General features: G+C 50.0%; 9 protein-coding genes and 5 tRNA genes. 12 read left to right on the forward strand and 2 right to left on the reverse strand.

The features are described from left to right. The first annotated feature begins 147 nt into the window (after window positions 1-147). The 8 genes from psrA to KU854_RS07290 all read left to right on the forward strand — a co-directional run bounded on the left by psrA (window position 148) and on the right by KU854_RS07290 (window position 5,567). The gene (gene psrA, locus KU854_RS07255; RefSeq protein ID WP_218357749.1) at window positions 148-825 is read left to right on the forward strand and encodes a TetR family transcriptional repressor PsrA; all 678 of its coding nucleotides are present in this window, start codon (window positions 148-150) and stop codon (window positions 823-825) included. A 48-nt stretch (window positions 826-873) separates the two neighbouring features. Then, window positions 874-3,168, forward strand: a complete 2,295-nt coding sequence (locus tag KU854_RS07260) for an acyl-CoA dehydrogenase (protein WP_218357750.1) — start codon at window positions 874-876, stop codon at window positions 3,166-3,168. A gap of 153 nt (window positions 3,169-3,321) precedes the next feature. Then, window positions 3,322-4,524 carry an enoyl-ACP reductase FabV gene (gene fabV / locus KU854_RS07265; protein ID WP_218357751.1) on the forward strand — a complete coding sequence of 401 codons (1,203 nt, stop codon included), beginning with the start codon at window positions 3,322-3,324 and terminating at the stop codon, window positions 4,522-4,524. A 271-nt stretch (window positions 4,525-4,795) separates the two neighbouring features. Next, window positions 4,796-4,869: transfer RNA gene (locus KU854_RS07270), tRNA-Cys, on the forward strand. A gap of 4 nt (window positions 4,870-4,873) precedes the next feature. Continuing rightward, a tRNA-Gly gene (locus tag KU854_RS07275) sits at window positions 4,874-4,949 on the forward strand. Window positions 4,950-5,072: 123 nt separating this feature from the next. Then, a tRNA-Met gene (locus tag KU854_RS07280) sits at window positions 5,073-5,149 on the forward strand. A 92-nt stretch (window positions 5,150-5,241) separates the two neighbouring features. Then, window positions 5,242-5,317, forward strand: a tRNA-Gly gene (locus KU854_RS07285). A gap of 163 nt (window positions 5,318-5,480) precedes the next feature. Beyond that, window positions 5,481-5,567 (forward strand) — tRNA-Leu (locus KU854_RS07290). A gap of 149 nt (window positions 5,568-5,716) precedes the next feature. On the opposite strand, the gene KU854_RS07295 is transcribed toward KU854_RS07290, so the two are convergent. After that, window positions 5,717-6,289 carry a lipid-binding SYLF domain-containing protein gene (locus KU854_RS07295; protein WP_218357752.1) on the reverse strand — a complete coding sequence of 191 codons (573 nt, stop codon included), beginning with the start codon at window positions 6,287-6,289 and terminating at the stop codon, window positions 5,717-5,719. Window positions 6,290-7,362: 1,073 nt separating this feature from the next. Between KU854_RS07295 and KU854_RS07300 the strand changes: the two genes are divergently transcribed. The 4 genes from KU854_RS07300 (at window position 7,363) to KU854_RS07315 (ending at window position 13,120) form a co-directional block, all read left to right on the forward strand. Further along, the gene (locus KU854_RS07300) at window positions 7,363-10,266 is read left to right on the forward strand and encodes a pyridoxal phosphate-dependent class III aminotransferase (RefSeq protein WP_218357753.1); all 2,904 of its coding nucleotides are present in this window, start codon (window positions 7,363-7,365) and stop codon (window positions 10,264-10,266) included. A 47-nt stretch (window positions 10,267-10,313) separates the two neighbouring features. After that, complete coding sequence (locus KU854_RS07305) at window positions 10,314-11,558, forward strand: carboxynorspermidine synthase (protein ID WP_218357754.1); 1,245 nt, start codon at window positions 10,314-10,316, stop codon at window positions 11,556-11,558. A 69-nt stretch (window positions 11,559-11,627) separates the two neighbouring features. Further along, window positions 11,628-12,755 (forward strand): carboxynorspermidine decarboxylase, encoded by a 1,128-nt coding sequence (gene nspC / locus KU854_RS07310; protein ID WP_218357755.1) that lies wholly within the window; start codon window positions 11,628-11,630, stop codon window positions 12,753-12,755. 131 nt (window positions 12,756-12,886) lie between these two features. Continuing rightward, window positions 12,887-13,120, forward strand: coding sequence for a hypothetical protein (locus KU854_RS07315; RefSeq protein WP_218357756.1), 234 nt, complete (start codon window positions 12,887-12,889; stop codon window positions 13,118-13,120). Between the two features lie 3 nt (window positions 13,121-13,123). Here KU854_RS07315 and KU854_RS07320 read toward each other — a convergent pair whose 3' ends face one another. Next, entirely contained in the window at window positions 13,124-13,825 is a 702-nt protein-coding gene (locus tag KU854_RS07320; protein WP_218357757.1) for a DNA alkylation repair protein, read from the reverse strand. Window positions 13,826-13,928 lie beyond the last annotated feature (103 nt).

Consider the following 13,928-nt stretch of genomic DNA (forward strand, 5'->3'; position numbering starts at 1 on the left):
GTTTTCTTAAAAAATCATGCTTTACAAAGGGTTAAAAGTGCATCTGAAAGCACATCTTTTTTCTGTGATGATGATAAATGTTTTTTAGTTGTTATCAATGCTATCGGGATGTAAAGTTAAACAGGTGTTTAATACGGGTGAATGAAAATGGCAGGAAAAGGCGAAACCAAGGGGAAAATCCTTGATGCCGCAGAGCAACTCTTTGCAGAACATGGCTTTAAGGACACCTCACTACGTACCATCACCAGCAAAGCAGGGGTGAATCTGGCATCAGTGAACTATCACTTCGGTGATAAGAAGTCGCTGGTGCGGGCGGTTCTGGCGCGGTATCTGGAATTGTTCATGCCCCAACTGGAGCAAGAGCTGAAGGCACTTTTGGTAAAAGACGACATTTCAATGGAAGAGGTGTTTGCCTGTACCAAGAAGCCTCTGTTAGGGCTGGATAGCTTCCGTCGACACGGTGCCTCCACATTCATGCAATTGATCGGCCGCGGATATACCGATGTACAAGGCCACTTGCGCTGGTTCATCACCACCCGTTACGACAGTGTACTTTCTCTGTTTACCCGCGCAGTCACTAAAGCTAACCCCGCCCTGAAACCTGAACATGTGTTCTGGCGGCTGCATTTCACGTTGGGCGCAGTGATTTTCACCATGGCCTCTAATGTGGCGCTCAGCGAAATAGCTGAAAACGATTTTGGTCATGATGTTTCTATTGAAGACATCATCGACAGGTTAATCCCTTATCTGGCTGCGGGTGTGGATGCACCGATCGGCCAGGAACTGTCACTTGTGCCGCGCAACATTCCGCGCAGTGCAGGATAAAAACTATAAAAACAAAATTAACGTGTTACGAATAAAAGGATCTGAATCATGAGTGCTCAACCATCACTAAGAAGACGTTACCTTAGCGACCCCGCTTTTAAGTTTTTTAAGAAAGTCCTTCCCCCTTTGTCTGTGACTGAACGCGAAGCAATGGAAGCGGGCAGTGTGTGGTGGGATGGCGAACTCTTTGCGGGAAATCCTGACTGGCGCAAATTGCTGCAATATCCGAAGCCGCGTTTAACTGACGAAGAAAAAGCATTTATGGAAAACCAGCTGGAAACCTTGCTGGGAATGCTGAACGACTTTGAAATTGTTCAGGAACATAAAGACCTTCCCCCGGAAGTGTGGGAATACATGAAGAAGGAAAAATTCTTTTCCCTCATTATTCCGAAAGAATTTGGCGGTCTGGCGTTTTCTGCGTTTGCCAACTCCACCATCGTTTCTCGCATTGCAACCCGCAGCCTAAGTGCGGCGGTGACGGTGATGGTACCGAACTCACTGGGGCCGGGCGAGCTGCTGACCCACTACGGTACAGAAGACCAAAAAAACTATTGGCTGCCACGTCTGGCTAATGGTGATGAGGTGCCTTGCTTTGCTCTGACTGGCCCAGAGGCAGGCTCCGATGCAGGTTCAATTCCTGATAAAGGTATTGTCTGTATGGGCGAGCATGAAGGCAAAGAGGTTCTGGGCATCCGTCTGACCTGGAACAAGCGCTACATTACGCTCGCGCCGGTTGCCACCGTGCTGGGGCTGGCGTTCAAACTTCATGATCCTGATGGTCTCATTGGGGATAAAGAGCAACTGGGCATTACCTGCGCCTTGATCCCAGCTGACCATAAAGGTGTCGAAATTGGTGAGCGTCATAATCCACTTGGGCTCTCCTTTATGAATGGCCCAACCCGAGGGGAAGACGTGTTCATCCCAATGGAGTGGGTCATCGGTGGACAGGAATATGTTGGCCGTGGATGGCGCATGCTGGTGGAATGTTTGTCAGCGGGCCGCGGTATTTCTCTGCCGGCGCTTGGCACGGCAGTGGGGCACTTAACGGCGCGTACGACTGGTGCCTATGCTTATGTCCGTAAACAGTTCGGTATGAATATCGGCAAATTTGAAGGTGTGGCAGAAGCCATGGGTCGCATCGGTGGTTACACCTATATGCTTGAAGCGGCGCGTACACTGACAACCACCTCGCTGGATATGAAAGAAAAACCGGGGATCGTGACCGCCATTGCCAAGTACCACATGACAGAGCTGGCACGCACCATCCTTAATGATTCGATGGATATCCACGCGGGCCGTGCTATCCAGTTGGGGCCTCTGAACTATGTAGGCCACCACTATTTTGGTATGCCGGTGGCGATCACCGTAGAGGGTGCAAATATCCTGACCCGTAACCTGATGATTTTCGGTCAGGGTGCGACACGTTGTCACCCTTATGTATTGAAAGAGATGGAAGCTGCGGCAGAGAAAGATGAATCAAAAGGCGCAGAAGCGTTTGATTCACTGCTCATCAAACATATCGGCTTTGCGACGAAGAATGTCCTAATGTCTTTCACCAATGCTTTCACCCGTTCGCGCCTGAACAGCGCGCCGGTGTCCGGTGAAACGGCAGATTACTATCGTCAACTCTCCCGTATGAGCCGTGCGCTGGCAGTGACTGCGGATGTTGCGATGCTGACTCTGGGTGGCGAACTGAAGCGCCGTGAAATGCTTTCAGCCCGTTTGGGTGATGTGTTAGGCCATTTGTATCTGGCATCAGCCGTGCTCAAACGCTTTGAAGATGAAGGTCGCCAGCAAACTGACCTGCCACTGGTTCACTACTCACTGCAATACTGCCTGAACAAATGCGCAGTGGCGTTTGATGGTGCGTTTAACAACTTCCCACAAAAAGGTGTTGGATTCTCGCTGCGTGCAATTTTGTTCCCACTGGGTATGCACTACAAAGCGCCGTCAGACAAGTTGGCGACTAAGATTGCAGACTTGCTGATGACCCCTGGGGCACACCGCGAGCGTCTGACACACCTTTGCTACGTGGGCAACAAAGAAAGCGATCCGATTGCCATTATGGAGCGTGCTTTCGATGCCATGCAGGATGTTAAGCCGCTGGAGAAGAAACTCGCTGCGGCAGCAAAAGAGAAGAAAGTCCCGCGTAAAGGAACCTTGGAAGAGCGCCTGAATGCAGCGCTTGAACAAAACATCCTTACTCAGGAAGAGGTCGACAAGATTAAACATGCCAACGCCCTGCGCTACGAAGCGATTCAAGTGGATAACTTCAAACCGGAATGGTTTAAAGGCGAAGCTGAAAAAGTGCCCCACAGCCGTAAAAAAGGAAAGGCTGCATAATCGACGATATGTTCTCAAAAACGCCGCAACTGCGGCGTTTTTTCTTGCTAACACCTCCAACCACTGCCCGAAAGTGGGGTTTTACGACAAAAATAAGTGCCAAAACAAAATGAAGTATTTATCCTAAGCCCAACTTTGAAAGGAAGGTTGAATATGATCATCAAACCGAAAATTCGCGGATTTATCTGTACGACAACACATCCAAAGGGATGTGAAGCCAACGTAAAAGAGCAAATCGAATACACCAAGGCCCAGGGCCCAATCGCAAATGCACCAAAACGTGTACTGGTTGTAGGTTCTTCAAGCGGCTATGGCCTGTCATCGCGCATTGCTGCTGCGTTTGGCGGCGGTGCAGCGACCATCGGTGTGTTTTTTGAAAAGCCAGGCACAGAGAAGAAGCCGGGCACAGCAGGTTGGTACAACTCTGCCGCATTCGACAAATTCGCCAAGGAAGAAGGTCTGTATTCTAAAAGCCTGAATGGCGACGCATTCTCAGACGAAGCGAAAAAGAAAGCCATCGAGTTGATCAAAGCAGACTTAGGTCAGATCGATATGGTGGTTTACTCACTGGCGTCACCAGTGCGTAAACTGCCAAAAACCGGTGAAGTGGTTCGTTCTTCACTGAAGCCTATTGGCGAGGTTTACCGTTCAACTGCGGTTGATACCAATAAAGATGAAATCATCGAAGCAACGGTAGAGCCAGCAACAGAACAAGAAATCAAAGACACCGTAACCGTCATGGGCGGTGAAGATTGGGAACTGTGGATCAAAGCACTGTCTGATGCAGGCGTACTGGCTGACGGTTGTAAAACCGTGGCGTACAGCTACATCGGTACCGAACTAACCTGGCCAATCTACTGGGACGGCGCACTGGGTCGTGCCAAGATGGACTTGGACCGCGCAGCGGCGGCACTGAACGAGAAACTGTCAGCTACCGGCGGCAGCGCGAACGTTGCCGTACTGAAGAGTGTGGTTACCCAAGCGTCTTCTGCGATTCCTGTGATGCCTTTGTACATCGCAATGGTATTCAAGAAAATGCGTGAAGAAGGCGTACACGAAGGTTGTATGGAGCAAATCTACCGCATGTTCAGCCAACGTCTGTACAAAGCAGACGGCACAGCAGCAGAAGTAGACGACAAGAACCGTCTGCGTCTGGATGACTGGGAACTGCGTGATGATATTCAACAACACTGCCGTGACTTGTGGCCGCAAATCACCTCTGAAAACCTGAAAGAGCTGACTGACTACGTGGAATACAAAGAAGAATTCCTCAAGCTGTTCGGTTTTGGTGTTGACGGTGTGGATTACGAAGCAGACGTTAACCCAGAAGTAGACTTCGACGTAGAAGCGATTTAATCGCCTCAAACGCGATTCATGTAAAAGCCAGTGACCAGTCACTGGCTTTTTTGTATCTGCGTGTAGCCCTTTGTGTGTGTAGGGTGTGAGAATTATTTCCAGGTTTTTTTGCTAAAACTTTGATCAATGTGGCTGATATTTATCATCTTTGCTCGATAAAGAAGCAAACGAACCGAATCGTCGCAATTAGTGCGTGACAGCCATAAAAACTTATGTAGAATGCCAACCCGTACCGCAGAGGAAGGCAACTTACCGAAGCGAGACAAACGAAGGCGCGTTGGCAGAGTGGCTATGCAGCGGATTGCAAATCCGTGGACCTCGGTTCGACTCCGGGACGCGCCTCCATGATGCGACACTAGCTCAGCTGGTAGAGCGCAACCTTGCCAAGGTTGAGGTCACGAGTTCGAACCTCGTGTGTCGCTCCAAATTCGTCACTTTTGATTCGTCGGAAGTGAGATGCGCAAGGAAACTTGTGTATCGCTCCAATCTCCTTAGAGAGTTTGGAATATGGGAATAGTTGTCATCGTACTAGAACGATGAATTACGGACGCGGGATGGAGCAGCCTGGTAGCTCGTCGGGCTCATAACCCGAAGGTCGTCGGTTCAAATCCGGCTCCCGCAACCAATTATTCAGATAGTTTGAGTGTTTTGTTCGTCATAACCCTCAGGCCGTCGACGGAAGCGCCGCTCGGATAAAATCCGGCTCCGCAACCAAATGCGACACTAGCTCAGCTGGTAGAGCGCAACCTTGCCAAGGTTGAGGTCACGAGTTCGAACCTCGTGTGTCGCTCCACTTTCTCTTAGTGGAAAAGTAGAACTTTCGATACGTCGGAAGTGTGATACGCAAGGAACCTTGCCAAGGTTGAGGTCACGCCTAAGCCTTGAAGATCAGGAACCTCGTGTGTAGCTCCAAATTACATTTCGATGGTGTTGCCGTCGCAATTAAAGAATTGCGTGCCCTGGTGGTGAAATTGGTAGACACAAGGGATTTAAAATCCCTCGACGTTCGCGTTGTGCCGGTTCAAGTCCGGCCCGGGGCACCATTAAATTAGGCCTTATCAGCAATGCTGGTAAGGCCTTTTTGCATTTATCTACTGCAAAAACAATCGCGACAACGCTCTTCACCAAAACGAAAAATGCCGGGCAAGTATCCTCATCCGGCAATCTTTAACTTTATCTGGCCAAACAGCCATTATTCAGGGTTAGACATAAAGTCGTCGGTAAAATCTGTCTTCCAAAACTTGTAACCCTGCACTGTTGCCTGTGCGGCAGCGCCCCAGATCGCAGATTGATAGACTTTTACACCGTCCACATCAAAAGAGGTGTTGGCGCTAGCTTGATCGCCCTGATCGTTCGCTTTGGCAGTTGCATCGGCTTTCGCACCTGCATCCCAGCCAGAATCCTCAAAGCGCTTCATTGCATTCCTGTTATTGAAGGCGTAAACGAAAGCGACTTTCTTAAGGCCAATGCCAAGTCCAGCCCCAAGGGTAGCAAAGCGGTAGTAGGTGATTTTGCCACCTTTGTGGTAGGTACAAACACCACCACCGGACGAGGCCGCAAACAGGTAAGTATCACTGCCAGTACAGACCAGGTAAGCAAGGCTTTTTTGAACAGCAGCCCGGGACCCCGGGTGCTCTGAGTAAATGGTTTGGAGCGCTTCTTGAGTGTCTTTGCACGCATTGGCCTTTTTGGCTTCAGGTGTAGAGCCAGTCGCACAACCGGCGAGCACGGCTGCTGTAAGCAAAGATGTAATGATTTTTTTCATTTTATTTACAACATCCAACTAAAAAATATATTTAAAACAATAGGATAAATCAATTCTTGGAGCAGATAGATTTATAGTAGTTTAGACTTCAATGTAGTACAGCCGGGTGTCTAAAATGTGGGCTCGTTAAAAATTTATCGTTTACGAGGGGCTGTTGACCTTTGGTGGTTAAATTTTGTTCTAGCCATAAGCGTTTTAGGCGCGGCGAGGTGTGTGCCGCCTAGTATTCTAAGCAAATACACCTCAACAAAGCATAAAACGCTTAGGGCAGAACCCTTCGGGCAGCGTTTGTGGGGAATTTCTGCTGCGTTATCAGCGTCTCATGTAGGCTAGCTACACATCGAAGCTTCTGCCTTGCATAAAATCCCCACAAACTGCTGCAAAAATCATCACCAAAGGTCAACAGCCCCTAGGACGTTTTCAGAGAGGGTATGAGTCGTGCCCGTAAAGGTTTTGGCTTCCCCAATGCCCCCGTAGTCAGATCCAATAATTAGCTGAATTGTAACGATCCTTGGAGGAAAAGTTGTGGGAGAGGTTAAATTCCACTTGTGTTTAAAAATCCGTCTGTGTTACCTTGCGCGACAATCTCGAACATAGAGCTTTTCGAGACACACGCGGCGCAATGTTGAAGAAGTTGTCGTCGCACGTAGGTACTGGAGAGAGGTTCTCCAGTAGAAGGGCGTTAATAGAGCTGTCTGGTCTCAAGGAGATCGGGGCATATTGATGGGGATCCCAACAGTGATTAATGAATATCAACACTTCCGCTTCGTCTTACCCAAATTCAGTATCATTACTGAGCCTTGATCTACCTGATCACAAGAGACGCTATCTATCCGTTCAAACATTTTCCCACGCGAAAAGACGTGTTGTTTGTCTGTTGAGACGATACCGCCGCTCTACACACTTAGGTTTCCGCCAATTACACATTATGTGAATTGACGGGTATTTCCCGAAATATTTCGGGGGTGTGCTTCACCATGACATTGCCGTTTCTTCCTTTGCACAGGCGCTGTGCAGGGGTTTAGTGCGTCAAAGGGCTTTTGATTGGTGGTGAACATGGAAGATTAATAAAAATGATTCAATTTCCGACCCAAACGCAGGATAAAAATGCAGCCGGTGCTATTCCTGTTCTGCAAGGTCTCCACGATCTCACGCCAGATGAGTTGCTGCTAAGCCAGGAACATTACGAGTCTGAAGTGCGTTCTTATCCGCGTCGACTGCCTGTCGCTATTGCAAAGGCTAACGGCGTGCTGGTGGAAGATACCCGTGGTCAGGTTTATCTCGACTGCCTCGCTGGTGCTGGTACCTTGGTCTTGGGTTACAACCATCCTGAAATTAACCAAGCGCTGATTGAGCAGCTCCACGCTGGCATTCCTTACCAGACGCTTGATATCACCACGCCTGCCAAAGATGCTTTTATTCGTGAACTGATGGCGTTTCTGCCACCCGATTTTGCCGAAAATGCCAAGGTGCAGTTCTGTGGCCCATCCGGTGCGGATGCAGTGGAAGCAGCTATCAAACTGGCCAAGCAGACCACAGGCCGCAACACCATTGCTGCATTTCACGGTGCTTACCACGGCATGACCAACGGCACCATGGCGCTGATGGGCAATCTGAATACCAAAGCGCGTCGCCAGGGTCTGATGGCCGATGTCCATTTCCTGCCTTTTCCTTACGATTTACGCTGTCCCTATGGCTTGCATGGCGAGCAGGGTGCGCGTCAGGGGCTGCGTTACATTGAGCGTATGTTGGCGGATGACGAAAGTGGTGTGCAGAAACCTGCTGCTATTATCGTAGAGCCTGTACAAGGTGAAGGTGGTGTGATTCCTGCACCAGCGTACTGGCTCAAAGAACTGCGCCGCATTACCCAAGAACACGGCATTCTGCTGATTTTTGATGAAATCCAATGCGGCATTGGTAAAACCGGTTCCCACTTCGCATTCGAAGATTCTGGTGTTACACCGGACATTCTCTGTCTGTCGAAGGCAGTTGGTGGCGGCCTGCCGATGTCCCTGCTGGTGTTTGATAAGCAGATCGATACCTGGCGTCCAGGCGAGCACACCGGTACTTTCCGCGGTAACCAGTTGGCGATGGTATCCGGCGCAAAAGCGATGGAAATTATCCGCCGCGACAATCTGGCGGCCAAAGCCCAGATCTCCGGTGACTACCTGCGCCGTGGTCTGGAAAAAATTGCCGAGAAGACCAGCTGTATTGCAGAAGTACGCGGCAAAGGATTGATGTTGGGCATCGAAATTTGCGACCCGTCCGGGAAGAAAAACAAATTCGGTGAGCCGCAATCTGCACCTGAGCTGACCATTGCTATCCAGCGTGCAGCGCTTGAGCGTGGCCTGATCATTGAAAAAGGCGGTCGCGATGGCTCAGTGCTGCGTTTCCTGCCGCCAATCATCATCACTTTCGAGCAAATAGACTTTGCGCTGAAAGCGCTGCAAGCCGCGATTGAATCTCTGGTGGAACCGCGCGCAGTCACACAGCCGCTCGACAGCATCCAGCGCAGCTGGCGGGATCACTTTATCCATGTCGGCAAGCAAGGTGCAGACGGCTTTGAAGCCGCGATGAACCAAAGCACCCAGGCGCTGAAAAAGCTGTTTGAAACCACAGACTCGCCTTACAGCGGTGTCGATCCTACTGTTCTGAGATCTCAAATCCACCGTGCGCAACTGGGTGAAAACCCACAATCCCTGACGGACGTGATTGAAGAAACCAGCGAGCTGATTGGCAAAAACTCCATCATTGTTCAGCACCCGCATTGCATTGCGCATCTTCATACACCGCCAATGCTACCTGCTGTGGCCGCAGAAGCCTTTATCACTGCCCTGAACCAGTCGATGGACTCCTGGGATCAGGCGAGTGCGGCGACCTTTGTTGAGCAGGAAGTGACAGACTGGCTGTGCAAACGCTTTGGTTTTGATGACAACGCCGATGGCGTGTTTACCAGCGGCGGTACACAAAGCAACCTGATGGGACTGCTGATGGCGCGCGATCATGTCATCAACACTATTTCTGGCCACAGTGTGCAAAAAGACGGGTTGCCGGATTATGCCGACAAGCTGCGTGTAATTTGCTCCCAAAAGTCCCACTTCACTATGCAAAAATCCGCCTCTCTATTGGGGCTGGGCGAAAATGCCGTGGTGTGTGTGGATACCTACACTGACGGCACCATCAGCATCGAATCGGCAGAAGAAGCGATTCAATCGCTCAAGTCTAAAGGGCTGATCCCGTTTGTGATCACGGGCACCGCGGGTACCACGGACAACGGTTCGATTGACGATCTGGACGATGTGGCTGATCTGGCGGAAAAACATGGTTTGTGGATGCATGTTGACGCCGCCTATGGTGGTGCACTGATCCTGAGCCGCCATCATGCGCGCTTGGAAGGTATCGAGCGTGCGGATTCGATTACTGTCGATTTCCACAAAATGTTCTTCCAGCCGATCAGCTGTGGCGCAGTGCTGCTAAAAGACAAAGCCCACTTCGGCTATATCCGCCATCACGCGGACTACCTCAACCGCGAAGAAGATGTGTTGCCAAATCTGGTGGACAAATCTATCGCCACCACGCGCCGTTTCGATGCATTGAAAGTGTGGATGACACTGCAAAACGTGGGTCCACAGGCTCTGGGCTCCATGGTTGATCACTTGCTGAACCAAACCCAGCAGGTGGCAGACATGGTCAACCAGCGTCCACACTTTGAGCTTCTGGCGGTTCCTTGTCTTTCGACAGTGCTGTTCCGTTACACCGGGAGCGATAGAGGGCTGGATTTGGATGCACTGAACAAACAAATCCGCTTGGATGGCTTGGTTCAAGGGCGAGCAGTGGTCGGTGAAACCGTGGTGGATGGCCATGTGGCACTTAAGTTCACCTTGCTCAACCCGTGCCTGTCACTGACAGATTTTGAGCAACTACTGACTGAAATCGACACGCTCGGCAGCGAGATCGTCAAGCAGACTTCACTTTAATGTTTATTGGCTGGAAGGTATTTCAGCGTTTTTGAAAGGATGAAAAAATGGCAGTTTTACAAATCGGCGCAGGTGGTGTTGGCTGGGTAATTGCGCACAAAGCCGCACAAAACAACGATGTTTTTGGAGATATCACTATCGCTTCCCGCACAGTGAAAAAGTGTGAAGCGATTATTGAATCCATCAAGGGTCGCGATAACCTCAAAGATACGAGCCGTAAACTGGAAGCCCGCGCGGTGGATGCGGACGATGTGGATGCATTGGTCGCATTAATCAACGAAGTGAAGCCTGATCTGGTGATCAACGCTGGTCCTCCATGGGTCAACATGACCATCATGGAAGCGTGTTATCAGGCAAAAGTGTCTTATCTGGATACCTCTGTCGCTGTTGACCTTTGTACCGAAGGCCAGCAAGTGCCTCAGGCGTATGACTGGCAGTGGGGCTACCGCGAGAAATTCGAGCAAGCGGGCATTACCGGTATTCTGGGTGCTGGTTTTGATCCAGGCGTGGTCAGCGTATTCGCTGCCTATGCAGTTAAGCACCTGTTTGATGAAATCGACACCATCGATGTGATGGATGTGAACGCCGGTGATCATGGCAAGAAATTCGCTACCAACTTCGACCCAGAGACCAACCTGCTGGAAATCCAGGGCGACTCGTTCTTCTGGGAAGAAGGCGAGTGGAAACAAGTGCCTTGTCACACCCGTATGATGGAATTCGATTTCCCGTTAGTGGGCAAGTTCAAAGTTTATTCAATGGCGCACGATGAAGTGCGTTCGCTGCAGGAGTTCATTCCAGCAAAACGCATCGAATTCTGGATGGGCTTTGGTGAGCGCTACCTGAACTACTTCAACTGCATGCGCGATATCGGCCTGCTGAGCCCAGAGCCTGTCACTTTGGGTGACGGCACTGTGGTTGAGCCGCTGAAAGTGCTGAAAGCCTTGCTGCCTGACCCAACCTCACTGGCTCCGGGCTACACAGGTAAAACCTGTATCGGCACCTGGGTTCAGGGTACTAAAGACGGTGAGCCACGCAGCGTCTTTATCTACAACCATGCAGACCACGAAGTGGCGTATGAAGATGTCGAACATCAGGCGATTGCTTACACCACCGGTGTGCCAGCCATCACCGCGGCACTTCTCTACTTCAAAGGGGCATGGAACGGCAAAGGAGTGTTCAATATGGAACAACTGGATCCGGATCCATTCCTTGAGTTGATGCCGTCAATTGGTCTGGATTGGGGCGTGCAGGAACTGACACCAAGCGAGCCAGTGATCAACATCCTGAAGTAAATCGCGGTCTGAAAAAACAGCCTGCGCTGATGTAAACACATGGCGCAGGCTTTTCTGTAGAGAAAAAAGATGAATCAATTGAAAACCCCTTATTTTCTGATTGAAGAAGATAAGCTGATTGAAAACCTCGAAAAAGCCAAACGCCTGAAAGAGCTCTCTGGCGTGAAGCTGGTGCTGGCACTGAAGTGCTTTTCGACCTGGGGTGTGTTCGACATCATCAAGCCCTACCTTGACGGCACGACCAGCAGCGGCCCGTTTGAAGTGAAGCTTGGCTATGAAACCTTCGGCGGTGAAACCCACGCCTACAGCGTTGGCTACAGCGAAGACGATGTGCGTGAAGTGGCTGACATCTGTGACAAGATGATTTTCAACAGCCAATCTCAGCTGACCGCGTATCGTCATCTGGTGGAAGGCAAGGCATCGATTGGCTTGCGCCTGAATCCGGGCGTCAGTTACGCAGGGCAGGATCTCGCCAACCCAGCGCGTAAGTTCTCCCGTCTCGGTGTGCATTTTGACCAAATTGATCCCGAAGTATTTGCGTCACTGAACGGCGCTATGTTCCACATGAATTGTGAAAACAAAGATGTGGAAGCCTTTATTGCTCTGCTGGATGCCATTTCCGAAAAATTTGGCGCCTACCTCGATAAGCTTGAGTGGATAAGCCTGGGCGGTGGCGTATTCTTTACCTGGCCGGGTTATGACATTGAAAAACTGGCAGAGGCGCTAAAAGCATTTGGCGCACGTCATGGCGTACAGCTATACCTTGAGCCGGGCGAAGCGGTGATCACCCAAACTACTGATTTGGTTGTAACGGTCGTGGATATCGTCGAAAACGAGTTGAAAACCGCTATCGTTGACAGTGCGACAGAAGCCCATCGTCTGGATACCCTGATCTACAACGAGCCTGCTACCGTGAGTGAAGCCAGTGAAAACGGCGAACATACTTACGTGATTGGCAGTTGCTCTTGTCTGGCCGGTGACCAGTTCTGTGTAGCGAAATTTGATGAACCATTGAAAGTGGGGCAGCGCCTGCACATTGCAGACAGCGCCGGATATACCATGGTGAAACTGAACTGGTTTAATGGCCTTCGTATGCCGTCCATTTATTGCCTCCGCAGCAATGGTGAAATCCAGCTCATCAATGAATTTGATTACCAGGATTTCAAACGCACATTGTCGAGATGGTCAATCGATTAATACAAAAGGAGCTTCGGCTCCTTTTTTTCATAATTGATCTTTGATGTTTGTCAGAGTGTTATGGAACTGTGCTTGGAGAGGTTGGCAATTCTCATTTATAAAGGGCGGGAACAAACACAAGGAGAATAAACATGGATGTGTTTTTATTCGTCGTGGTTTTGGTGGCATTGAATGTTGGCGCGAAGACATTGAAAAGTTTCCTCGATTACCGGGCTCAACTGCGAGAATTTGAAATTCAAAACCAACAACATGGACAAAGTGATGTACAGCAGGAGCTGGCAGTGCTGAAAAAGCGCGTGGAAGTGTTGGAGAAACTGGTGACAGATAAAGGGTACCAACTCGACCAGAAAATTCGCTCGTTGTAAGGCTCAGCGGGCGAGATAGCGTCGCCGTTCTTTGTCGTCAAATTTTTCAATCGCATAACGAAGCATGGTTCTCGGCATCTGCTTCATGTGTGCATCGAGAAATGCTCTCAATAATGCCGTGTCCCTTTTCCCAACTTCTCTCAACATCCAGCCAGATACTTTGTGGATAAGGTCTTCTTTGTCTTCGAGTAGCATTTGCGCCAACTTCATGGTGTCGGAGTACTGGTTATTCCTGACAAAGGCAAACGTTGCCATCATGGCGATTCTGCGCTCCCAAAGTGACTGGGAATTGGCGAGTGTATAGAGATCTTCCTTTCCCTGATCCAGTAAATGCCCACCGACAATAATGTGTGCAGAGCAATCTACCAAATCCCAGTTATTGATGTGTTCAGTACGGGAAAGATAGAAGTCGTAAATCACCTTCTGGTTATCCGCAGACGAGGTTTTGAATTGCTCGGACAGCATAATAAGGGCCAGAAGCCGGACTTCATGCCACTCGCTTTTCAGTAAAATGGATGCGCTTTTGAGTGAAACATCGCGGTGCGCTTTGGCGAAGTGGCGGATCTCAGGCACACGTATGCCTAAAAACTTATCGCCATGGCCATATTCTCCCAATCCGCTTTTGAAGAATCTCGCCGAATGTGCCGCGATTTTGGGGTCACCGAGCGCCGTGAACTGCTCAATCAGTGTCTCTGCCGTTTCCATTATTTCCTGCACTAATCAGTCACTTCCTTGGTAAAGCGTAGCAAACAATGTCGGTTTGCCCATTTGGGCTGTAGCGTCATGCCTTGAGCGGTTTTTATTAATG

It is taken from the genome of Enterovibrio paralichthyis (assembly GCF_019209835.1).
GTDB classification, from domain to species: Bacteria; Pseudomonadota; Gammaproteobacteria; order Enterobacterales; family Vibrionaceae; genus Enterovibrio; species Enterovibrio paralichthyis.

Coding starts and splice junctions, on each gene's coding strand:
- KU854_RS07300 (WP_218357753.1), top strand. CDS start 7,363: ATGATTCAATTTCCGACCCAAACGCAGGATAAAAATGCAGCCGGTGCT.
- KU854_RS07295 (WP_218357752.1), bottom strand. CDS start 6,289: ATGAAAAAAATCATTACATCTTTGCTTACAGCAGCCGTGCTCGCCGGT.
- fabV (WP_218357751.1), top strand. CDS start 3,322: ATGATCATCAAACCGAAAATTCGCGGATTTATCTGTACGACAACACAT.
- psrA (WP_218357749.1), top strand. CDS start 148: ATGGCAGGAAAAGGCGAAACCAAGGGGAAAATCCTTGATGCCGCAGAG.
- KU854_RS07320 (WP_218357757.1), bottom strand. CDS start 13,825: ATGGAAACGGCAGAGACACTGATTGAGCAGTTCACGGCGCTCGGTGAC.
- nspC (WP_218357755.1), top strand. CDS start 11,628: ATGAATCAATTGAAAACCCCTTATTTTCTGATTGAAGAAGATAAGCTG.
- KU854_RS07315 (WP_218357756.1), top strand. CDS start 12,887: ATGGATGTGTTTTTATTCGTCGTGGTTTTGGTGGCATTGAATGTTGGC.
- KU854_RS07260 (WP_218357750.1), top strand. CDS start 874: ATGAGTGCTCAACCATCACTAAGAAGACGTTACCTTAGCGACCCCGCT.
- KU854_RS07305 (WP_218357754.1), top strand. CDS start 10,314: ATGGCAGTTTTACAAATCGGCGCAGGTGGTGTTGGCTGGGTAATTGCG.